Origin of the sequence: Pseudomonas sp. PS02303, from assembly GCF_029959925.1 — a bacterium.
GTDB classification, from domain to species: domain Bacteria; phylum Pseudomonadota; class Gammaproteobacteria; order Pseudomonadales; family Pseudomonadaceae; genus Aquipseudomonas; species Aquipseudomonas mandelii.
On record NZ_JASCOM010000015.1, the window covers coordinates 1 to 21,972 of the forward strand.

17 protein-coding genes are annotated in these 21,972 nt (G+C 55.8%); 8 read left to right on the plus strand and 9 right to left on the minus strand.

The window, feature by feature from the left end; genetic code table 11:
- Nucleotides 1-84: 84 nt before the first annotated feature.
- From QMX98_RS06370 to QMX98_RS06395, 6 genes are all read right to left on the minus strand, one after another.
- Nucleotides 85-321, minus strand: a complete 237-nt coding sequence (locus QMX98_RS06370; RefSeq protein WP_282410458.1) for an HU family DNA-binding protein — start codon at nt 319-321, stop codon at nt 85-87.
- Nucleotides 322-590: 269 nt separating this feature from the next.
- Nucleotides 591-1,049 (minus strand): hypothetical protein, encoded by a 459-nt coding sequence (locus QMX98_RS06375; protein WP_200617322.1) that lies wholly within the window; start codon nt 1,047-1,049, stop codon nt 591-593.
- 121 nt (nt 1,050-1,170) lie between these two features.
- Nucleotides 1,171-3,285, minus strand: a complete 2,115-nt coding sequence (topA, locus tag QMX98_RS06380) for a type I DNA topoisomerase (RefSeq protein WP_200617320.1) — start codon at nt 3,283-3,285, stop codon at nt 1,171-1,173.
- Nucleotides 3,286-3,366: 81 nt separating this feature from the next.
- Nucleotides 3,367-3,588: a hypothetical protein gene (locus QMX98_RS06385; RefSeq protein WP_200617318.1), complete on the minus strand. Its 222-nt coding sequence runs from the start codon at nt 3,586-3,588 to the stop codon at nt 3,367-3,369.
- Nucleotides 3,589-4,663: 1,075 nt separating this feature from the next.
- The gene (locus QMX98_RS06390) at nt 4,664-5,647 is read right to left on the minus strand and encodes an MDR family oxidoreductase (protein ID WP_074750964.1); all 984 of its coding nucleotides are present in this window, start codon (nt 5,645-5,647) and stop codon (nt 4,664-4,666) included.
- A gap of 47 nt (nt 5,648-5,694) precedes the next feature.
- Nucleotides 5,695-6,234, minus strand: coding sequence for a TetR/AcrR family transcriptional regulator (locus tag QMX98_RS06395; protein WP_074751395.1), 540 nt, complete (start codon nt 6,232-6,234; stop codon nt 5,695-5,697).
- Nucleotides 6,235-6,404: 170 nt separating this feature from the next.
- Between QMX98_RS06395 and gcvA the strand changes: the two genes are divergently transcribed.
- The 6 genes from gcvA to QMX98_RS06425 all read left to right on the plus strand — a co-directional run bounded on the left by gcvA (nt 6,405) and on the right by QMX98_RS06425 (nt 15,420).
- Nucleotides 6,405-7,334, plus strand: coding sequence for a transcriptional regulator GcvA (gcvA, locus tag QMX98_RS06400; RefSeq protein ID WP_074750962.1), 930 nt, complete (start codon nt 6,405-6,407; stop codon nt 7,332-7,334).
- A gap of 209 nt (nt 7,335-7,543) precedes the next feature.
- Complete coding sequence (locus QMX98_RS06405; RefSeq protein WP_200617312.1) at nt 7,544-10,042, plus strand: CoA transferase; 2,499 nt, start codon at nt 7,544-7,546, stop codon at nt 10,040-10,042.
- A gap of 129 nt (nt 10,043-10,171) precedes the next feature.
- Complete coding sequence (locus tag QMX98_RS06410) at nt 10,172-11,329, plus strand: iron-containing alcohol dehydrogenase (protein ID WP_074750958.1); 1,158 nt, start codon at nt 10,172-10,174, stop codon at nt 11,327-11,329.
- Nucleotides 11,330-11,377: 48 nt separating this feature from the next.
- Nucleotides 11,378-12,874, plus strand: a complete 1,497-nt coding sequence (locus QMX98_RS06415; RefSeq protein WP_074750956.1) for a CoA-acylating methylmalonate-semialdehyde dehydrogenase — start codon at nt 11,378-11,380, stop codon at nt 12,872-12,874.
- A 278-nt stretch (nt 12,875-13,152) separates the two neighbouring features.
- On the plus strand, nt 13,153-14,784 hold the full coding sequence (locus QMX98_RS06420; protein WP_200617665.1) for a BCCT family transporter: 1,632 nt from the start codon (nt 13,153-13,155) through the stop codon (nt 14,782-14,784).
- A 411-nt stretch (nt 14,785-15,195) separates the two neighbouring features.
- Complete coding sequence (locus QMX98_RS06425) at nt 15,196-15,420, plus strand: hypothetical protein (protein ID WP_200617662.1); 225 nt, start codon at nt 15,196-15,198, stop codon at nt 15,418-15,420.
- Nucleotides 15,421-15,436: 16 nt separating this feature from the next.
- Here QMX98_RS06425 and QMX98_RS06430 read toward each other — a convergent pair whose 3' ends face one another.
- Nucleotides 15,437-15,889 (minus strand): hypothetical protein, encoded by a 453-nt coding sequence (locus tag QMX98_RS06430; protein ID WP_200617660.1) that lies wholly within the window; start codon nt 15,887-15,889, stop codon nt 15,437-15,439.
- Nucleotides 15,890-15,942: 53 nt separating this feature from the next.
- A complete protein-coding gene (locus tag QMX98_RS06435) occupies nt 15,943-17,106 on the minus strand; it encodes a hypothetical protein (RefSeq protein WP_234451907.1) in 1,164 nt (387 codons plus the stop codon).
- Here QMX98_RS06435 and QMX98_RS06440 point away from each other — a divergent pair.
- The gene (locus QMX98_RS06440; protein WP_200617657.1) at nt 17,099-17,668 is read left to right on the plus strand and encodes a hypothetical protein; all 570 of its coding nucleotides are present in this window, start codon (nt 17,099-17,101) and stop codon (nt 17,666-17,668) included. The genes QMX98_RS06435 and QMX98_RS06440 overlap by 8 nt on opposite strands.
- 49 nt (nt 17,669-17,717) lie before the next feature.
- On the opposite strand, the gene QMX98_RS06445 is transcribed toward QMX98_RS06440, so the two are convergent.
- Nucleotides 17,718-18,029, minus strand: coding sequence for a hypothetical protein (locus QMX98_RS06445; protein WP_200617654.1), 312 nt, complete (start codon nt 18,027-18,029; stop codon nt 17,718-17,720).
- 360 nt (nt 18,030-18,389) lie between these two features.
- On the opposite strand from QMX98_RS06445, the gene mobH reads away from it, so the two are divergent.
- A complete protein-coding gene (mobH, locus tag QMX98_RS06450) occupies nt 18,390-21,968 on the plus strand; it encodes a MobH family relaxase (RefSeq protein ID WP_200617652.1) in 3,579 nt (1,192 codons plus the stop codon).
- Nucleotides 21,969-21,972 lie beyond the last annotated feature (4 nt).

A 21,972-nucleotide genomic window follows, 5' to 3' on the forward strand; every position in this document is an offset into this window, starting at 1 on the left:
GAAGCAGCATTTTAAGTAATGCGGCTCTGCGTTCAGGTGAATAGTACGGCACGACCAGTCTCTTTCCGCCCCCGATATGCTTTTTTAGGAAAAATCGGAGAGGCGACAACTATCCTGACACCGGGGGGATTGGGGATTCCGACCGATACGTTCAGGACGGTCCACGACGCTGAAAGTACCGAAGCCAACGAGCGTAACGGCGCCACCACTTGCCAGAGTTTTGGTAATAGCATCGATCAGTGCATCAAGAGCTTTTCCAGCGGCGACTTTCGAAACGTCCGCCCGAGTTGAGATTTTTTCTACGAGCTGATTTTTATTCACTTTGGCGCCCCTTTTGGTTGGCTTGTGCTGTCAGAACGAAACAAGAAATTACCCTATACATTAGATGCAGCTATGGGCGTGAATTGCCCGGCGGTCGCAGGCCGAAGTGTGCGATCAGATCCCCAAATTCTCGGCGACCTTCCCCTAGCAGCAGGAAATCTTCAGTAGTCGGTTGTTGGCCGTGCATCACCTTGGAATTGACCCTTTCAAGTGACGCGGTTAGGTCCAGGAGACGTTGAAGTTTTTCCTTCGTCTCTTGGGGTATAACGTCAGTGTCGAACATGTGAGGCGCCCCTGCTCTTACTTTGCCTGGCTAGGAACACAAGCCTACGAGCTTCCATTTCTGCGCAAGCACCTTGATCAAAGGTCGGAGGCGAAATGTCGAGGTCACCAAGCTCCTCTAACTGAAATTCCATGTGGTGCCCGGCGATCTTATAAAGTTGCTGCAAAGCCACTTTGACACGTGCTTCCCGACAGCCCACAACACCCCCGATCAGGAAATCATTGATCAGCTCGCATGCCCTGGTGGGTTGGAGGCCAATGGCTTCCATTTCGAGGGCGCTGAGACCAGCCTTAACCTCATCACCCGAATGGATCTCGATAACGCCCGGCACGACACCAATCACGACGTTAAGGGTGTTGGTACCCGTGGCAATCCCGATCTCAATAGGAAGCTTTGCGTTTGCTGATGAGTAGCTGGTTACCGCGATTGCGCCGTCGATACACATAGTGGTTCAAGAGCCTCTGTCTGATCGGCGCATTATCCCGATGTGGTATCGAAGGAAACCCCCGATCAGGCCCCGTTAAAGGGGCGAACTCAGATTGCTTATGGCGCAGCAATCAATTTGCTTATGGCGCAGCAATCAATGGCTTGCCGCCATCGTCCGGCGCCGTACCCTTGCATGAAGGGTAGCCAAGGCATCCCCAGAACGGTCCCTTTGAACCTGGTCGCAGCGACATTTTCTTCTTCTTGCACTTTGGGCAATTCTCCACAGAAATGATGCGCTCCGGCTTAGGTGCGCCGTTCTCAGCTGAGGTGTCTTTGGTGCGGATGGTTGAGAGATCAGGTTCAGGCGGCTTGCCCCGTGCCTTGATGTCATTGCAGGACGCGGTGCAGGACGGGTACTTGGAGCATCCCCAGAATGCCCCCGAACTGGTGGCTCGCCGGCGAAGAACACCAGACTCGCAGATAGGGCAAGTGACCTGGTCGCCGAACATCTCTGATTTATGTTCAGCCACCGTTGCAGAGATGCCCGGGTCGGCTTTGATCTTTTCCACTTCACCCGTGAGCACCTGGTGTTGGTAACCAACGACGGCCAGGTACGATGCTTTCCCGGTGGCAATTTGGTCCAAGGCTTCCTCAATCATCTTCGTAAAGTCGTAGCTGACGAAGCTGAACCGGCCTTTCAAGATACTGATCACGCCTATTCCGAGTGGTGTCGCGTAAAGCTTGCGCCCTTCCTTGCGAATGTACTCACGCTTGTAAAGCGTGGCCACAATCGACGCGAAAGTCGAGGGCCTACCAATCCCCATGGACTCGAGCAGTTTTGTGAGCGAGGCGTCCGTGAGCCGCGGCGGAGGCTTAGTTGCGGTTGTGACGGCCTGTACTTCGCTGCATTGGAGTCGTGCTTGTTCCTGCAGCTCCGGGAGTGATTTGTCGGCGTCGTCCTCATTGCCCTCGTCTTTGTCTTCCACTGCGTCGTCTGGGGTCAGCACCATCCATCCCGGGCTCAATAGGACTCGGCCCTTTGCCAGGAACTGCAGGTTGTGATCTTTCACTTTGACGGCCGAGAGGAGCAGAGCCTTAGTCGCATGAAACTTGGCCGGCACCATCTGACTTGCCACCGCGCGGAGCCAGATCAGCTTGAAGAGCTTCATCTCATCGCTGTCCGGCGCAAAATCGGACGGTGTAATGTCGATTGCTGTCGGTCGAATGGCTTCGTGGGCTTCCTGGGCGTCAGCTTTGGACGCCCAAGTGTTGCGTGCTGCAGGGACCGCATGTCCCTTCCCAGTGAGCCATGCACGAATTTCTTGGGCCGACTCTTCGGAAAGGTTGGGGCTGTCGGTGCGGTGATAGGTGATCAGACCTGCTTCGAAGAGCGCTTGGGCCTTCTTCATGGTCTGGTCCACGTCCATACCCAGCTTTACACTTGCGGCTTGCTGCAGAGTCGATGTAGTGAAGGGCGCCGGCGCCTTTCTGTCCTCCTCTCGGCTCTCTATCTTGTAAACCATGAAGGCAGGCTGACTCTTAATGGCTTCGGCGAGGCTTTGCAGATAGGCGGCATGCGTGAAAAGGTCGGTTTGCTCAACTCCCATGGCTGCTTGGAGCGCCTTGTGTTGCCATTCAGCAGTCCAAACCGTTTGTTTACCTGGCCAGGGAAAGCTCACTTTCAGCTTGTAGTGGTCGACCGAGACGAAACCGGCGATCGCCTGTTCTCGTTCGACCAGAAGCAAAAGGGCTGCCGACTGAACGCGTCCAGCGGATAGGTTGACACCGGCCCCGGATAGCTCGGTCAGCAGCGGTGAGACAGTGTACCCAACGATGCGATCCAGAACTCTGCGTGCCTCTTGGGCTGCCACCAACATCATGTCGATGTCGCCGGCCTTGGAGATAGCTTCAGTCAGGGCTTTCTGGGTGATTTCGTTAAACTTAATTCTTCGGTATTTTTTGGGCTTGAGGACCTCCCTCAGGTGCCAAGCAATGGCTTCACCCTCGCGATCAAGGTCGGTGGCGAGGTACACCATATTTGCCTTCTGAATTAACTTCTTCAGGTTGGATACGACCTTTTTTTTGTCTTCACTTATCTCATAGTCAGGTACGAAGTTTGGGGCTTCTACCCCCATCCTCCTGAGTGGAAGGTCTCGGAAGTGCCCGACGCTAGCGGAAACCTTGAAGGAGTCCCCTAGAAATTTCTGGATTTTCTTAATCTTATTCGGCGATTCAACGATGACGAGATCAAACACAATGTTTAGCCCTGAGGAAACTTAGAGCAACATTGCCTTCAGGATCGGGTCGCTGGGGGGCAATCTGCCCCCTTGTTGGTGTTACTTGCGCAGCCGTGCGACCTCATCGGCTGTGCCGGCATTAAGGACAGCCCGCAGGTGAAAACGCTCATGCTCAGCCTCGCCCTGGCGTGCCATTGCTTTCATCTCTTGTGATGCTGCGTCGGGCAGGTTTAGTGCAACCATCAATTCACACTGGCCGAGCTTCGACAGCTCGGTTGCCGATACTGACCTTGGATGGCGGCCGTTGCGTTTACCGCTCATAGGTTCACCTCGTGGTTCCTGTAGTTACGCCTATAGGCTCTCACGTTCTCCTGAACTGCAACTTTTATTGTGGCTGGTTGGAGCTACAGCATAGGGGTTGCACTTTCCGAGACAGGGGTACTGTAGTGGTGTGAAAAAAGAAAAGGTGAGTAGATGAATCGTGCAATTGGAGCCTGGAGTGAAGATCTCCCGGATGCACTGAGAGGGGGGCGAGTAGTCCTTTCTGAGCGCGACTTGGCAACTGAGATTCCTGTCCCCCTGCATGGCCGGGGTGATCAGGTGTTTTTGGCGAATGGATGGCTGGTGCCCGTAGACACCAAGCGCAGAAAAAGCGAAGCGGTCTACATGAAGGATGTGATTCAGTTGAGCGTCTACGCGTTCATCCTGGCCCGGCAGTCGCAATCACTGTTTGGGCGAAACCTACCAGTGTCAGGGACAGGATTCATTCGAATCTCGAATTCGACGCGCACCGTATACAAGCCTGTGACGCTGCTATCCAGCGCTCAGGTGATTTCCCTCTGGAATAGGTATTGGATGTTGCGAGGGGAGGGGCTGCGCGCTGCCCCAAGGCACCCGCACGAACGGGTTTGCGTATCCTGCCCTAAAAGATCGAATTGCCCAGTGGGGCAGCGCATTCGATGAGGAAGGAAAATTTAAAGGGGGTGGCAGAAGTATCTTCTGGCTACCCCTTCAAGGTAGGTGTGTACCCCAAGCTATGGTTGCGTAATTGCATGGACGTGACCACTCATTTGCATTGCCACTGACCAGCCATTTGCATCCGTGCTGACCAACCGTTTGCATTCGACTTGACCAGTACACGCCGTTGTGACGATCGGCAGAGAACGGCCGATTCTGTTGAAAAAGTCCGTCATGGTTTCCACGACAAAAAGTACGCGCTTGAGATTGAAATCTTTGCGTTGAACAGGAAATTCCGGGCTCAGATATCGCGTAGTGGCGAGTAAAAAAGACGTTTTCAGCGGTCAGTGTGCGGGCAGTCTGGAAGAAGCGACTTTTTCAACAGAATCGGCCAGAAGCGGCCGGTCAGCCTCGTCGGGGTGTTCTCTGAGCATTCGAGTCAACCGTCCACGTTCACAATCAGTCGGCCGCGGACCTTACCTTTAAGAAGATCGCTCGACGCAGCAATGCTTTCTTGCAGACCGATTTCCCGAGTGATGAGTGCCAGGTTGCTCAAGTCAAACTCTGCTGCAATTCGTTCCCAAGCCTCGACGCGCCTTGCGAATGGCTGAGTAACGCTATTGATGCCCAGCAAGCTGACGCCGCGCAGAATGAAGGGCGCAACGCTCGAGGGGAAGTCCATGCCTTGTGCCAGGCCGCAGGCAGCCACTAGCCCTTCGGCTTGGGTGGCTGCGCAGACATTTGCCAGTGTATGGCTACCGACCGAGTCGATGGCCGCGGCCCAGCGCTCCTTGGCCAATGGTCTGCCAGGTTCGGAGAGTTCGGCGCGATCGATAATAGTTTCTGCGCCTAGAGAGCGTAGGTAATCCGCTTCAGTCGGGCGACCAGTGGAGGCAATCACTGAATAGCCACGCTGTGCCAGCAGACTGATCGCAAAGCTGCCGACGCCGCCATTTGCCCCCGTTACCAAGACCTTGCCACGATCGGCAGCCAAGCCGTGACGTTCAAGCGCCATGATGCAGAGCATCGCCGTGTAGCCTGCGGTGCCAACCGCCATGGCTTGACGCTCATCAATGCCGCTGGGCAGGGGAATCAGCCAGTCGCCATTGATTCGAGCTTTCTGCGCGAGCCCACCCCAGTGGCTTTCACCCACCCCCCAACCGTTCAGCAGTACCCGGTCACCCGGCTTATAGGCGGGGTGGGCGCTGCTCTCCACGGTACCCGCAAGGTCTATACCTGGAATCATCGGGAACTGTCGGACAACTGGGCTCTGGCCGGTGATGGCGAGAGCATCTTTGAAGTTCAGTGTGCTGTATGCCACGCGCACAGTAACGTCTGCGGCAGGCAATTGTGATTCGTCCAGTTCGGCCATGCGGGCCTGATAATTTGTGTCTTTTCTGTCGATGAGAATGGCTTTGAACATAGCGACTCCTTAATTTAGACCGGTCGTCTTTAAATTGGCGCAAGCAGTCACCGGGTGATGCCTGCAAGAAAACCATTGATGAACACATCCAGAGGGCTAACCCCTTGAACTAGGCGTGCACGCAGTACTGCGCCTTCCCAACCAATCCAGAAGTATTCGGCAAGGGCGTCACAATCGCAGTCGCTGGATAACTCTCCTGCTTGTACCGCTTCACCGAGGCAGATGGCCAAGCGGTTCTGCCAGTTGTGCAGTACCGCGTCTAATTGCTGGCGAAAGCTTTCCGGCAGTACCAACACCTCTTGGCCCAGATTGCCGACCAGACAACCGCGTCTGAACTGGTACTTGGTCATGCCGGCTTTGGCGTCTTCGACAAAGTTGGACACCCTCTGCAGTGGCGTGAAGCGCGAGTCTAGAAAACAGCGATCAAGCTTGCGCGCAAAGTACTGGGCATAGTGCCCAAGCACTGCGTGACCGAAGGCTTCTTTACTATCGAAATAGTGATAGAACGAGCCTTTGGGAACTTGGATAAGTTTGAGTACGGTGTCGATAGAGGTTGCGGCTAAACCCTGCTCCGTGAGGATTTCCATCCCGCAATGCAGGAGCGCATCCCGTGTGTCGGCATGTTCGCGGGCAACTTTCGGAGGGCGTCCTCTACGGACGACTGGCTTGATAGTGGTCATGCGAGTTAATTTAGACTGGTTGTCTCTAATGTCAATCATCAATTGATCAAGTGCTTCGATCGAAGCCTGGGTGATCCATGAAAAAGCGTCTTCCTCCGTTGAACTGGTTGCGGGCTTTCGAAGCCTCAGCGCGTCTATTGAACTTCACGCATGCTGCCCAAGAGCTCAATCTGACTCAAGCGGCTATCAGCCAACAATTGAAGGCCCTTGAGTCGCAATTGGGCGCGGCTCTGTTCAAGCGCCTACCGCGCGGGCTCGAACTGACTGAGGCCGGAATGTCCTACTTTCCAGTCGTGCGGGAGTCGGTCGAGCGCCTCGCAGCGGCGACCGATGAGATTTTCGGGCAGGGTCATCGCAGCGCTTTGATCGTGCGCAGCAGCCTGGTGTTTTTTACCCATTGGCTAGCGATGCGCCTACCTCAGTTTCGCCGCTTGTACCCTCAGATCAACCTGAGAATTGCTAGCAGCATCTGGGTCGAAGACTCTGAATCGGACGCTGATCTGGATATCCGCTACGGGCAAGGTCGTTGGCCGGGACTCAAGTCCGAGCGTCTGACCTGGGACACACTGGTGCCGGTTTGCTCCGCGGCGCTTGCAGCAGGGGAGCCGCCTCTCAACCAGCCACAGGACTTGATTCGGCATGAGTTGCTGCATGTGCTGGGGTATGAAGACGGTTGGGGATATTGGTTGAAGAAAAGCGGTGCCGAGGATGTCGACTCATCTCAAGGGTTGCAATTCGACACGCTGATTTCCGCGCTGGAAGTGGCCGAGTTGGGACAGGGTATCGCATTAGCTCGCTCATCGCTGGTGAGGCACTTGCTCGATAGCGGTCGTTTGGTTGCGCCCTTTGGCAGTGAGGTCACCACGAAGGAGGCGTTCTACTTGGTATACGCCGCGCACAGCATGGTCAACCCGGATGCGGCCGCTTTTGCCGAGTGGCTTTGTGCAGAGGCCACAGACTTCAGAAATGCGACCAAGTCTGGCAGTCAGGAGGATTACGAGCAATAAGAGGAAAATTACAGCCATAAGAAAAATGCCCCCTTAGGGGCATTTTTTATTGCTTTCCGTCGTGGAGCATTTCTCTGACAGTAGCACTCAGATCGCAAGCAGCCGGTACTGAAAGCCAGGCCGGATGAACGGTTTACTCAAGGCACTCACAATAACAATAAACCGCGTTAGGTCCGCGTGACCTACACGGCGCTACGTAGGGTTACCTCATGGGAAACGCTAAGAAACTGCCTCTGCAGGGCGTCAACGTCATCGATTTCGGGCAGTACATCGCCGGTCCTGCGGTGGCCATGATCCTCGCCGATCTTGGCGCTACGGTCATTCATATAGACCCACCTGCTGGCCCACTCTGGGACAGCCCGGCCAATGCCACGCTCAATCGCAACAAACTCTGCCTGCGTCTGGATCTGAAAAGCATTGATGGGTTGCGCCAGGTGCGTGAACTGATTGCACAGGCAGACATCGTTATCGAGAACTTTCGTCCGGGGGTAATGATTGACCTCGGTTTGAATTTCACCGAGATCCGCCGCACCCGTCCAGAACTGATCACGCTGTCCATTCCGGGCTTCGCCAACAACGACCAACTTCGCCGCGAATGGCGTGCCACCGAGTCGGTGATTGCCTCGGCGTCCGGGGTGTTTACCGACATGGGGCAGAACCGTGTGTTGATGGGTATCAACCCGAGCTTCTCGCCGCTGCCACTGGCTTCGGCCTACGGAACCATGCTCGCCGTTTCGTCCGTGGTACTTGCGTTACAGGCACGGGAAAAGAGCGGTGTTGGTGATGAAATCGAAGTGCCGCTGGCTGCTGCAGTCATGGAGGGGCTGTCCTATAACTCCATCAAGATCGACGGCTACCCACTGCGGTACAAGACTTTGCGCGAGAAGGAAAGTGAACGGCGCAAAGCGCAAAACTTGCCGATGAACCTCAGCTACGAGCAACTGCAAGACTATCTCGATCCGTTCTATCGCACCTATGAATGCGCAGATGGCCGCAAGTTCTATGCGGTTTGCCCTTCTCACCGCAAACATGCCAAGCGTTGTCTGCAGGCGATGGGCTTGTACGAGGAGATGCTCGCCGCCGGTCTGCCTAAGGTGAGCGATCCGTACTTGTCTATGGATCAATGGGAGGGCGATGCGTCGTTGGGCGTCTATCCGCTCCCTGCCGATTGGGCTGCGCGTATCTCGGTGCGAATGAAAGAGGTGTTTCTCACTAAAACGGCAACAGAGTGGGAGGTCATTTTTGGCGAGGGACGCTTTCCGGGGGCCGCACACCGCTCCACTCAGGAATGGCTCCATGACGAGCACGCCAATACGGCAGGCTTGGTCGTCGAGGTGAATGACCACGAGTATGGCGTAATGAAACAACCAGGTCCGCTGGCCTGGCTGGAGGGTTGTGCTGAGACCATGCTCAAGCCCCTGTCCCGCCGGGATGTCTCTTTCGACGAGGCGCTGGCAACGTTGCAAGAGCGTCCGGCGCCGATATTGCCAGCACCTCAACTCGACAGCCCCGGCGGATGGTTGGACGGTGTAAAAGTACTCGACCTCACCAACGTGATTGCCGGACCGCATTCAACCTCGTTCCTGGGCCGATTTGGCGCAGAGGTGATCAAACTCGACCCGGTGGTTCCGAACTACGATCCATGGAACACGGTCGTGTTTGGCCTCTCTTCGGCGCGTGGCAAAGAAAGCATCCTGGTTGACCTCGACCAAGCAGATGGGCGTGAGGTCTTCAATCGTCTCGTTCGTGAAGTCGATGTCATTGTCATGAATGCCCCCGACCGCCAACTGGCGCCACTGGGACTGGATGAGGCGAGCCTGCAGGCAGTTAATCCCGGCGTGATTTTCTGCCAGCTCGACTGTTTTGGCGGACCGCGTCGTGGCCCGCGTACGGACTACCTCGGCTATGACGATCTGATCCAGGCAACCACGGGCATCATGCTGCGATTCGGTGGTGGCATGGACACCCCAGAAGAACATGCGCATGTCGGCACAATCGATGTGATGTGCGGTTTCGCCGCCGCGCTGGGCGTGGCCACTGCGTTGTACCGCAAGCATCACACTGGCGAAGTTTATCGTGCACGTACGTCTTTGGCTGCGCTCGGAAACCTGGTGCAGATTCCGTTCTGCTATGACTTTGTAGGACGTGGTCCCTTTGATGAACCGAGCGGTCGCGAAGCATTCGGCTACAGCGATCTGTCGCGTTTCTATCGCACGGCGGACGGTTGGATCTACCTGGATGCCGACGAGTCCGATTTACCTAAGTTTGCTGCCATTGTCGAGTTGGCAGGTGTGATCGCCACGCCTGATCGCGCAGCCTTCCTCAGTCAGGCATTCAGTCGGATGGGCGGTATCAGGCTTCAGGATCGCTTGCAGGCTGCCAATATTGCAGCGGCGGTGCCCGACAATATCGACAACCTGCGCCAGCGACACAGCCGTCCGACAGATGGTCTCCCAGGAACCAGCGTTGGTAGTTATGCCTTCAGCGTGTACAGCGACCACCCAAGTGGGCACCGCATTACCCAACTTGATCCGTACGCAATCCGTCCGCGCGCGCATCTGATCCGAGCGCTGGCGCCAGCGGAGAAGTTTGGTGCTTCAACACGCAAGGTGTTGGCGCGCTATGGATATTCCGCCGAGCAGATTCATTCGCTGCTGGAAAGCGGCGCCATCGGAGAGAGCTGGAGCGAAACGTACCTGCCCAACTGACTGGCAAAACGCTTCACGGCGGTTCCAATCGAAGCTGAAATGAGCCGCCGACCACGACAACCCATCCTTCACACACGAGTTGCCCAGCCTGCTTGCGGGCACGCTCATGTCCTGAAAAGAGAATGCACCATGACTTACGCGAGTATTCTTCCGCGCATCCTTCAAACCGGAGCCGGTGCTAGCCAACAGATTCCGCAGATTCTGGCCAGCCTCTGCTGCTCTCGGCCTCTGATTATCACCGATCGCATGATGGTGGAGTTGGGCTATGCGCAGCGCATTTGCGATGCCCTAACCAGCCAAGGTCTTAATGCCGACGTGTTCTACGACACCGTACCCGAGCCCACGGTCGCCTCGATCCAGGCCGGTGTTGCCGTTGCCCGTGATGGGGGGTACGACAGCATCATTGCGCTGGGTGGTGGTAGCCCCATCGACAGTGCCAAGGCGATTGGCATTCTCGCCAGATTCGGCGGTGTCATGCGCGACTATAAATTCCCCAGAAACGTGACAGAAAGCGGCTTGCCCATTATTGCCATTCCTACCACTGCGGGGACCGGTTCGGAAGTGACGCGTTTCACCATCATCACCGATGAGCAGAGCGACGAAAAAATGCTCTGCGTCGGCGCAGGCTTTATGCCTGTGGCTGCATTGGTGGATTACGAATTGACCTTGAGCCTGCCGCCGCGGGTTACCGCCGACACTGGAATCGATGCGCTGACCCATGCGATCGAGGCTTATGTCAGCAAGAAGGCCAACCTGTTCAGCGATGCACAGGCGCTGGCGGCCATGCGTCTGATCGGGCCGAACCTTAGGCAGGTTTATCACCACGGCGATGATCGCGATGCCCGTGAAGCCGTCATGCTGGGCTCGACTCTGGCTGGCCTGGCGTTTTCGTCGGCGTCTGTCGCGCTGGTGCACGGCATGAGTCGACCCATCGGTGCGTTCTTCCATGTACCGCACGGGCTTTCCAATGCCATGTTGCTGCCTGCCGTTACCGCTTACTCCATTCCCTCGGCGCAGCGACGTTACGCCGATTGCGCCCGGGCGATGGGTGTTGCCACCTCCTCGGATAGCGATGACTTTGCGGTCGAGAAGTTGCTGGTTGAACTGGAAGCGATCAACCGCGAGTTGAATGTTCCTACGCCGGCGGCATTCGGCATAGACCGTGAGCAATTTTTCGCGCTGATGCCGACCATGGCCAGCCAGGCGCTGGCATCCGGCTCGCCAGGCAATAACCCCCGAGTCCCCAGCGAAGCCGAAATGGTCGAGCTGTACCGCAATCTCTGGTAATCCCGCACCTTTTTTCGAACCTGTCTTGACTGTACGAGGAGTGTTTTCATGACCACCGTAGGCCACCTGATCAACGGCGACACCATCACCGACGCCAAACGCACCCAGGACGTTTTCAACCCCGCAACCGGCGAAGTTTCTCACCAGGTTGCACTGGCGTCTGCGCAGACCGTAGAGCGTGCTATCGCGGCTGCAGAAGCGGCATTCCCCGCGTGGCGTGACACGCCGCCAATGAAGCGTGCGCGAGTGATGTTTCGCTTCAAGGAACTTCTGGAACAGAACGCCGAAACCATTTGCCGATTGGTTGGCGAAGAGCATGGGAAAATCTCGCACGATGCTGCCGGCGAGCTACAACGCGGCATCGAGAATGTCGAATACGCCTGCGGTATCGCTGAGTTGCTCAAGGGCGAGCACAGCAAGAATGTCGGGCCTAACATCGACTCCTGGAGCGAATTCCAACCGCTGGGAGTGGTCGCGGGGATTACACCGTTTAACTTCCCGGTCATGGTGCCGCTGTGGATGTTCCCTATGGCGATCGCTAGCGGGAACTGCTTCATCCTCAAACCGTCGGAACGTGATCCAAGTTCCACCCTGTACATTGCCCAATTGCTCCATGAAGCCGGCCTGCCCAAAGGCGTACTGAACGTTGTCAACGGTGATAAGGAAGCAGTAGACATCCTCCTTCGCGACCCCCGCGTTCAGGCGGTAAGTTTCGTTGGCTCGACACCAGTTGCCGAATACATCTACTCCACAGCTACTGCCCACGGTAAGCGCTGTCAGGCGCTGGGCGGGGCAAAAAACCACGCTATCGTGATGCCGGACGCCGACATCGACAATGCTGTCAATCAGCTTCTCGGTGCAGCCTTTGGCTCTTCTGGTGAACGCTGCATGGCCCTGTCGGTAGCTGTTGCGGTGGGCGATGCCGCTGCGGATGCATTGGTCGAGAAAATGCAGGTGGCCATGCAAAGCCTGAAAGTCGGTGCGCATACCGACAGCAAGAACGATTTCGGCCCGGTGATTACGCGCCAGCATCAGCAGAAGGTGATCGGCTATATCAACAGCGCAGAAGAGCAGGGCGCTACTGTCGTGGTCGATGGCCGCGAGTCCTGTGTTCCAGGCTATGAGGGCGGCTTCTTCGTCGGCGGCACCCTAATCGATCGTGTAACCCCGGAGATGGTCAGCTACAAGGAAGAAATCTTCGGCCCGGTACTGCAGGTGGTGCGCGTCGCCAGCATGAAAGACGCGATGGCGCTGATCGACAACCATGAGTACGGCAATGGCACCTGTATTTTCACCCGCGATGGTGAGGCTGCCCGGTACTTCTCCGACAACATCAAGGTTGGCATGGTCGGTATCAACGTACCGTTACCGGTACCGGTGGCCTATCACAGTTTCGGTGGCTGGAAGCGTTCACTGTTTGGGGACCTGCATGCCTACGGACCAGATGCCGTGCGCTTCTACACCCGTCGCAAAACCGTGACGCAGCGCTGGCCATCTTCGGGTGTGCGCGAGGGCGTCGAGTTCTCTATGCCAACCATGAAATGACAGGTCGCGGCGACCGGCCGGCGCTGCCTGGCTGCCGTCTGGTCGCTGAAACTCGCCTCATTCAGCGTTACCTGTGCGGCGTTAATTCGCTGCGGTAATCCAAATAACCGAGAGACGATAATGAACAAAAAACACAAGAAGTTCTCGCTCTGCTGCTCTTCCCAACACCTCCTGTCAAGCGGATGACCGATCGACCCTTTGGACTATTTCCGGAGTTGATCCGGCTTCCAGGCTTTCCATTTTCGTGGAAGGTATGCGCTTCTGAGGAGTCTTGAAAAATGAATAAGGTCCGTACTGGGGCTGCGCTCGATGGACGAGTGTTCTGGCCCTCACTGATTGTAATACTGGGCATCACCATCCCCCTACTTGCTTTCCCCAAGTCGGGCGAAGCGATCATCAACCAGATGTTCGCCTTCTCCACCGGGAGTTTCGGCTGGCTATACCTGGCGTCGGGATTGGCGGTTGTTACATTCCTGCTGTGGCTCGCCTTCGGACGTTACGGAAACATCCGTCTTGGCCGGGAGGGGGATGCTCCCGAGTTTTCCTACTTCAGTTGGGTGGCAATGATTTTCTGCGGCGGCATTGGTATTGCCATCGTCAACTGGGCCTGGGTCGAGCCGATCTACTATTTCAATAGCCCCCCCATGAATGTTGCGGCCCATAGCCGTGAGGCAGCCGAATGGGCGCTGACCTACGGACAGTTCCATTGGGGCCTGACGCCGTGGGCGTTTTACTGTCTACCAGCGTTGCCCATTGCCTACTCCATGTATGTGCGTCGGCAACCTGGGGTGCGCCTGTCGGTTGCCGCGCGTGGTGTCCTGGGGGACAAGGCAAATGGCTGGTTAGGGGTGTTATTGGATACCGTGGTAGTGTTCGGCATTGTCGGTGGCGTGGGGACGTCCCTTGGTCTGGCAGTGCCACTGGTGTCGACCCTTGCAAGTGATGTTTTTGGCGTTCAACCATCCTTCACATTTGACATGGTCATACTTGCCCTCTGGACCCTGATGTTCGGTATGAGTGTCTGGTTTGGCCTGAGCAAGGGCATCAAATTACTCAGCGATATCAACGTCTATCTGGCTCTGCTGTTGCTGGCGTTCGTCGCGGTCATTGGCCCGACGCTGATACTGCTCAACGGTTGGGCCAATAGCCTCGGATTGATGATCAACAACTTCGTCCACATGAGCCTCTGGACTGATCCCATTGCCAAAGGCTCGTTCCCACAAGACTGGACCATCTTCTACTGGGCCTGGTGGATAGCCTACGCACCGATGATGGGCTTGTTCGTGGCGCGGATTTCACGCGGCCGCACCATCAAGGAGTTGATCATTGCTGAGTTGGTCTGGGGCAGTTTGGGTTGTTGGGTATTCTTTGCCGTCTGGGGTGGCTACTCATTGAACCTGCAATTGTCGGGCGTGCTGGATATCAGTGCGATCCTGACCCAGCAAGGTATCCCCGCAGCCGTCCTTGCCATTCTAAAAACCATGCCGATGTCCAGCGTTGTCATCGCTGGGTTCGTGTTGCTGTGTTTCGTGTTTCTCGCGACTACGTTGGATTCGGCAGCTTACGTCCTGGCGTCTGTTACTTCTTACGAACTTAGCGGCTATGAAGAACCGCAACGTTGGTTGAGGATTGTATGGGCGCTGCTTCTGGCTGTGATTGGCATTGGCCTGATTAAGGTTGGGGGACTCAAGGCTGTGCAAACTTCTACCATCGTTGTGGCGCTTCCTTTGATTCCGGTGCTTGGAGTGCTTGCCTGGTCACTGATACGCATGATCAAAACGGATTTTGGTGATCAGTTGGAGCATGGAGAAGTGGTGTTTGCTGTTTCGCAGCATCCGGTTGCGAAGCTAGCAGAAGATGCGGCAAGGCCAGTCATGCTGGAGCCGATGCCTGTCCCATTGCGCGAGTGATTAAAACTGGCACGGTCAGAGGCTAGGTGTTGTGGATCGACTGGCCCTTTTGTTCGGGCTGGTCTCCGCTGCTTTTGCAGGAGTACTTATTGGAGCGGCTCTCACTCATCAAGATCCAGTCCTGGCTCAGAGTGGAAGGAGAGTGGGTGAATCGCCCCTAATTTCGTAGACACTCTAACCTGCCGCTATGGGTCGACTTGTACATTTCGTGACAGGCAGCTTTTGGCCGATTCTGTTGAAAAAATCGGTCATCCAAAGCTGCCTGATCATTGACCGGTGAAAACGCCTTTTTTACACGCTGCTACGTGAAATCTGCTTCTGGAAACCTCTGCTAAAAGTAAAGATTTCAATCTCGGACGCGTACTTTTCAACTGCGGAAACCATGGCCGACTTTTTCAACAGAATCGGCCGATGACTACCTTTCGCCAGCGGCAGCAATGGGCAGCTCTCTACCGATCATGTTTACTAAGCGTGCTGGTCAAAGCCGATGCAATCGGTGGTCTGATCGAATGCAATCGCCTGGTCACGTGCAATGCAAACGAGTGGTCAGTACCGATGCAATCAGGTGGTCAAGTGGAGTGCAATTTCGCAATGGTGGTGCTTTGGGAGCTGATGGGCATTTTTATAGCTCTATAAGCATGGTTTTTCGTGCTTATTTTGGCGCCGTGCCAGCAGGCACGATACTCGCAGGAGCGTCAGCCATTTTGAATTTGTAGGCGATGAATCGTCGACGCTCGCTGTCGCTCCAGTAGGTGAATTCACTCCCCTGATCTGGCACCACGAAAGTCTGCAAGATTTCCGTCAGGTATTTGGCCATGTCCAGCAACCATGTCGGCAGAGAGTGCTTATCAGGTCGGCCATCGTCCGAGACCAGAGCGTAGATGCGATGTTCCTTCACGCTGAATGCAATGCCGACGTTCACCCGGCCCATGACGACGGAAGCACAGGCCAGCTCGTAGCTTTCTGCGTCGTCACCCAGTTCAGTTGCCAGCAGACCTTGATACACGCAGAGTGCAGCCCGAGTCTGTTCATAAGCGTCAGCTATTGGGGTCTTGCCTTTACCCGAGTTCATCGGGGTATGCGAAATAGTAAAAGTGTTACTCATCGTCTTTTTCCCTTTGGGACTTTACATGCTGTGGGCGATTGGCTGGCTTCCTATCAACTAGCCAACCCGAGTACCTGCTGGTCGTTATCGCTGTCAGGTTTGCCAGCAGGCTCGTCCTGGCGATGCTTCGAAACTTCGCTTGAGATCGACATGAATCGCTCGTATTCCTCGATCGGGATCTGGACGGAAATGGTTCCATTGTTTGCATCGATAATCGCTGACTCGCGCATGAGCTTCGAGATCCCGGTCATGGTCGACGTCATGTTTGTAATCAGCTTTTTACCGATTCGTTTTGTCGGCGCTGAAATGTGCCGACTGGTAAGGCGAATCTCTGGCTCAGGAATCGGCGCGGGCTGCGCCTGATCGACTGCTTGGACTGGTGTGGCCAGAAGCTCATTCCCGGCAATGGCTGCCTTGGCCAACAGCTCAGCCTGCTCACGCTTGCGCGCCTCGTAGGCATCGAGAATGATTTGTTCGCTCGCGTCACCATATTTCCGCCATAGGTCAAGGGCGAGGAATGGCTTGATGACGCCCTTTTCAAGCAGAACCTGGATGGACTCCGGGAGAAGTAGCAGGCGCAGCGTTTCGCGCACGTGGGTATCGGTCATGCCAATATGTGACGCGATTTGCTCATCCGGCCAATTGAAGTTGCGTAGGCGTTGATAGCCATGCGCTCGCTGAATAATGCTGAGCTTGAGCTGCTCATTCGAGGTCAGAATCCGCACGCAGGCGAGCTGGTCATTACCCTTGAGCTCAATGACAGGCAAGCGCTTGATGGGAGCGCCACGAGAAGCGGCCAATCGGGCCGCACGGAGTCGGCAATGTCCGTCACGTACATAGCAATGACCGTCGACGACTTGGACTTCGATCGGCTGAAACTGCTCGCTTCGCTCCCAGGCGAGCGCCAACCGTTCGATGTGCTTTACGGTGTCTGGCCGCTCATAGTCACGAAGATTGAAACCTTCCTGTTCCTCGATGAGATCAAGGGCCAACCAAGTGAGATTGGTCTCCCCGACACTGCCGGTATTACCTGACGCGACAGCTACCTCGCAGAACGTGCTCAGGTCATTGGCTGGGGCCTGGTGGTGGGCACTGCCTTCTTGGTTTTCGTCGTACTGATTATGTTCCGTCATCGTCGTAATTCGCTTGTGCAGGTGTGAAGCGGCGGCATGGCGCTTAGAAAATGCCTCCGGTCCGAACACGAGAGCGATGTTCAACGAGTCCCGATCATGCGTTCAATTGCGACGGGTAATCATCGAAGTGCTTCTTCGGTTCTCGCTGACCACCTTACCGCTGACTGCGGCTATCCAAGGGGGGCATCCGACCCACCAATGGTGGCGAATAGGGCCTGTGCCGGACTTGATTTTTGGTACGGTCCCTGAATCACAACTGGTGAGGGGACTATTCATGGGCAGTGCAGAGCCGGCCGCGCAATTTGCAAAACGACTTCGTAAACGGATCTCGCTGAGATCGTTGCTCGCTGCTCATGAGGAAGTCTTTGGTAGCCAAGATAATCACGGGCAGGCCGAAAAAATGAGCAAGGCAGAAGCTACAAGCAGCATGAATAATATTGGATTGGACCTGCAGCTGAGAATGAATCGTTTGCACGCCCTTCCCGAAGGTTTGGAGGAGTCAGCGCACGGGAGCTTATGGGGAGTCCAGCTCAAATACCTTCTCATTGTTGAGTTGGTGTTTGGCTCGATGATCGGTGTGTTATTGGGGATGGCCACCTACGACACTCCCGTGTATTGGTGGATAGTTCATCTGCTTCTAGGCTAGAAACAGCCCGGTGCGGCCGGGCTTATGCTCTGGATTGCGGTTCCACGTTCTATTTGTAGGAAAGGCACTTCCCGCGGAGCGTCGCTGGAACGCCCTGTGGGCCTCCCAAGGCAACAATCTCCCACTCGCGCTCTGTCATTTCCATTCCTGCGCCTCGGCACAGCTTTCGATAGGCCCTTTCGTATTCCTCTTTGCTGGCATTGAGTGCAGTGGAGCGGGGGGCGGGTTGCTGATCGGGTGGTGCGAAGGTAAGTGCCTGGTCGATGGCCTTGTTCATCCCGTGATTGAGTGCGGTCACCACTACGCTGTTGCCAGTGCCCTGTCCGGAGCGTAACTGCGCGTAATTACCTTGAGTGGTCATTACATCATCCTCGCTGCCCATTACGTGTTCGTACGCTGGTTTCCGAAGCGCAGCGCCGCCGCGGCCATCATGACCCCAGCTGCTGTAAAACTCGTGTGCAACTCTCACTGGCACGTACGCCGTGGCGTCCTCAGTGATCTGGTCATAGGGATGTTTGTGGGTGCTTGTGCAGGCCGTAAGAAATACAGCAGCCGCGATAGTGAATGCCTTTGTCCGGACCATATTGCCCTCCCATAGTGTGTGAGTGGGATCATATGGATGTGCAAAGTGCAGGTGTGGTGAGTCCGACCCGCGAAGTGGTATGGATTCAGGCACCGCTAACCCGACATGTAGACAGAATGCGTGCATCAGGAGGACTGCATGCAATTACTTAGATTATTAAAGGGGCTCGTTACGCGTCCCCCAATAGATGCTGGGCGCGAAGGCAAGCGCAGTCTTACTATCAACCAGATTCAAGAGCTGGAGCTTGAAGACCCCGAGCTGCAGAAGTATTTGATGCGGGGCGACGAGGCCTCGCTCAAGTACCCACCTTTTTTGGTCGGCCTGCCTGCCAGAGTTCCTGGCAAATTTCTTCTGAATGCCCACGCGGCAAAGGTGCGCTCTATTGCCAGCGGTATTGGGCTCCCTCCCAGGGAGTTCAATCGTTTGATCCTGCCGGTACTCGACTCCTTCGCAAGCTTTGCGCACATGCTACCTGCATCACAGGCACACCATCACCGGGGGGCAGGCGGTTTACTGGCGCACTCCCTTGAAGTGGCGGTGCACGCGCTGAATGCGTGCCAGGTGACGAGTTTCGACCACGATCGGTACCCGGCCGAACGAATCAAAAGACGAGATCGATGGAACGCGGCGGCGGTGCTCGCTGCTCTTATGCATGACGTGGGCAAGCCGCTTTACGACCTGAGGGTGACCGATGCTTCAGCTGAAAAGATCTGGCAGCCGGTCGCCAACTCGATTCCGGAATGGGCGCAAGAGAATGGCGTAGAGCGCTACTTCTTCCACTGGAACCCAAATCGGCACGACGTCCATAAGCACCTGTCGACCACGATGATAGATAGGCTTCTGCCAAAAGAGTTGCGTTTGTGGCTCATGGAGGCGGGGCAGGATCTCTATTTCGCGATGGTGAATGCGATCGCCTGTGATGACGAGAAGAGCATTCTAACGGGGCTGGTCATCAAGGCGGACTCGACTTCAGTAGAGGCGGATCTCAGGAAGTGGGGCGGCGACGCATCTGGAAAATCAGCGCTGGGAATCGGCGTGCCCGTTTCGTCGCTCGTGGTCGATACGATGCGGCATCTGAAAAGCATCGGTGTCTGGAAGGTTAATGAAGTTGGCCACCGAGTGTGGGTTATCGGTGATGGAGTCTATGTTGCCTGGGTGCAGGGCGTTAAGGACATCACAGAGGAGTTGAATGAGAAAGGCGTCAAGGCGGTACCGCGTAGTGCGGATGCACTGGGAGAGGTGCTGCTAGATCACCATATCCTTGAAAGGTCGCCAGATGGATCGATCTACTGGTCTGTTTTTCCAGATCTGCTCAGTGATGGACGTCCCAAGCCGATTAAGTTGAAGTGCGTTAGGTTGGCGGCGTCCAACCTGCTCTTTCCCTTCGAGCCAGTACCACAATCCATTGCGGGTGTGGTGGGTGAAGGCGAGCACGAAACCAGATTTGAGGCTAACTCCAACACCGGAGCTGTTGCGTTGCCAGGAGGGGGCGTAGCACCGAAAACCAATGATCCACTGGCGGCTTTCCCTGCTCCTGGTGCAAGCAATCCGGCGTCCATGGAGCCGATGTTTTCCCTAGGTGGCGCTACTGTTGATGTCTTTGCTCCAAAACCTGCGGCGGAAATTTTCAGCGCCCCGACTTTGAGCGTGCCTGATTTCTCCGCTGCGCCTGGAGGGGCAGACCCCTTTGGCAATCCCGCGCCGAAGCCGGCCGTACCGGGTACTTCCACGACAGTAGCTCCGCAATTGGCCAGCCCACCGCCGAGCGCGTCTAACTCTCCATCAACACCGCAGTCATCACAACGGACAAAAGTGGCAAAGGCCACTCTGGAGAGGGTGGCCCCGGGTTCTGCGTCCGCTCCTCAGATCAAGATTGTTGGGGCCCCGTCTCAAGTAGCGACAACAGAGCAAGGTATTGTCGTAAGTGGGCAGCAGCAGGCAGTTGTAGAAGGGATCAAAATTGGTGGTCGGGATGCGCCCACTGCTAAGACGACAGCTGCTGGAAAGCAGAGCAAGGGAGGAAATACTTCCGCAGGCGGCGCGAAAGACGGACGGCAACCCAAAGCTGTCGAGTCAGAGTTTTCACTACCGGAGCTTGCTGATGATGCGCGATTGTTCCCGGGGCCTGCTGCAGATGAGTTTCCGTCGCCAAAAGTGCCAGCGACCATCTCGCCAGCTGTACCCGTGGCAGGGGGGAATCAAATTGGAAATGGCGGGCAGCCTGATGATTTAACGCGACGTAATGCTGAGTACGCCTATAACTATGCGGACATTGACGATGATGTGCTCGAGCTCGCAGGGATGGCGATCCCTGATCGGTCTTTGCGGGCTGCAGATGTAGAGCAGGATAAAAGGCCAAAACCGGCGGTGCAACTCGGTTCTGTAGGCAGTGACTCGGACTCTCCAGCCGAACAGTATCGCCCTCGAGCAAGCCCTCGATCGGCCGCGCCCACGCCCCAGATTAAAGCAGGTGGGAATGGGCGCGACGTCAAAATGGTCATTCCTCCAGAACTTGCGGGGATGGACGAGTTTGGATTTGGTGATTTGCCAACCGAAATATCTCTCGAGTTCCTGGGTGATCTGCCTGCAGGCTCCCCGATTTCAGTGAGCCTTCCAAAAGGCATGGAGCGCGTGCTTCATTCGCCAAGTTTCGATATGGCGGACTCGGCTCCGGCCCCGGTGCCTGATGAGCAAGAATTTCATTCGATGGCATCGGAGGCGCCGACTACACATTTCGAAGACACGGATTTGCTGGCCGAATTTGACCTCCCGGTAATGAGTTCAAGTGTGATGCTGCCGAGTGTGGACTTAGAACTCGACCTTGTACCGGACGCTGACTTCTTCCCATCGGCGCAGGCGATTCCTGATTGGATTGAGGAGTCTTTTCAGGATCTACACCCAGAGACTCAGGTGAGAATTGATCCGCCCGCGCCTACTCCTGCTCCTGCTCCTGCACAAGCCAGGCAGGGAGCGCTTAAGGCCAGAGCTGAACGGACGGTTCCACAGGGCGTTGCGCCGGGCATCAGTGTTTCAAAAAGTGCTGGTGAGCCATATCCGGAAATTAAGGTAGGGCAGCCAAGAAAGCCGCGCGAGCCGTTGCCAAGTTCCCCTGTCGAATGCCTCCCTCTGCCGGAAGAATCTTCTGCGATCACAGGGAGTTTCAACGGGTATGAGTGTTCGCCGAAGGAATCAGCCGAGTATGAAGAGTTTCTTGCGCTGACCCTGGAACTGTCTAAGTCATTGAGGTGGTACGCATCCAATATCGACAAGACCGTCTCCATGGTGAGCTACAAGCCAAATTTCGAGTTCGCCGGGGAGGGGTTTGTTATCGACGATCTGCCGAAGCTGCAGAAGGCGATGTGGCTCTGGGACGATTTCACCGGAACTATGACACGCAAAGCGCCCAAGAGCGTCATGCTGAACTGTTACCTGGGAGCCGTATTTGAATACCTCACAAAGGGGAAGTACCGCCACTCGCTAGCAGTTGCCAAGGATCAAGTTGAAGCGGAAAACTTTCGGCGTATTGCTACGGCGGCACTGGCGCTCTGCAAGGAATCGGAGCTGAACGGAAAGCGAGTTGTGAGCATTCAACCCAGAAAACTGAGTGATATTTCCAACGCCCTTCAAGTTGACGAACCGACCCTGAAGAGGGCGCTAATTGCTACTCATCAATACCTCTTAGTCAGGAACAATCACGTCATAGAAATTGTGGACTAATAGC

Excerpts from the sequence above, each read along its gene's own strand:
- QMX98_RS06445 (WP_200617654.1), bottom strand. The coding sequence starts at position 18,029 with ATGACCACTCAAGGTAATTACGCGCAGTTACGCTCCGGACAGGGCACT.
- mobH (WP_200617652.1), top strand. The coding sequence starts at position 18,390 with ATGCAATTACTTAGATTATTAAAGGGGCTCGTTACGCGTCCCCCAATA.
- QMX98_RS06430 (WP_200617660.1), bottom strand. The coding sequence starts at position 15,889 with ATGAGTAACACTTTTACTATTTCGCATACCCCGATGAACTCGGGTAAA.
- QMX98_RS06415 (WP_074750956.1), top strand. The coding sequence starts at position 11,378 with ATGACCACCGTAGGCCACCTGATCAACGGCGACACCATCACCGACGCC.
- QMX98_RS06410 (WP_074750958.1), top strand. The coding sequence starts at position 10,172 with ATGACTTACGCGAGTATTCTTCCGCGCATCCTTCAAACCGGAGCCGGT.
- QMX98_RS06420 (WP_200617665.1), top strand. The coding sequence starts at position 13,153 with ATGAATAAGGTCCGTACTGGGGCTGCGCTCGATGGACGAGTGTTCTGG.
- QMX98_RS06425 (WP_200617662.1), top strand. The coding sequence starts at position 15,196 with ATGACTACCTTTCGCCAGCGGCAGCAATGGGCAGCTCTCTACCGATCA.
- QMX98_RS06390 (WP_074750964.1), bottom strand. The coding sequence starts at position 5,647 with ATGTTCAAAGCCATTCTCATCGACAGAAAAGACACAAATTATCAGGCC.
- QMX98_RS06395 (WP_074751395.1), bottom strand. The coding sequence starts at position 6,234 with ATGGAAATCCTCACGGAGCAGGGTTTAGCCGCAACCTCTATCGACACC.
- QMX98_RS06385 (WP_200617318.1), bottom strand. The coding sequence starts at position 3,588 with ATGAGCGGTAAACGCAACGGCCGCCATCCAAGGTCAGTATCGGCAACC.
- QMX98_RS06440 (WP_200617657.1), top strand. The coding sequence starts at position 17,099 with ATGTTCAACGAGTCCCGATCATGCGTTCAATTGCGACGGGTAATCATC.
- gcvA (WP_074750962.1), top strand. The coding sequence starts at position 6,405 with ATGAAAAAGCGTCTTCCTCCGTTGAACTGGTTGCGGGCTTTCGAAGCC.
- QMX98_RS06375 (WP_200617322.1), bottom strand. The coding sequence starts at position 1,049 with ATGTGTATCGACGGCGCAATCGCGGTAACCAGCTACTCATCAGCAAAC.
- QMX98_RS06405 (WP_200617312.1), top strand. The coding sequence starts at position 7,544 with ATGGGAAACGCTAAGAAACTGCCTCTGCAGGGCGTCAACGTCATCGAT.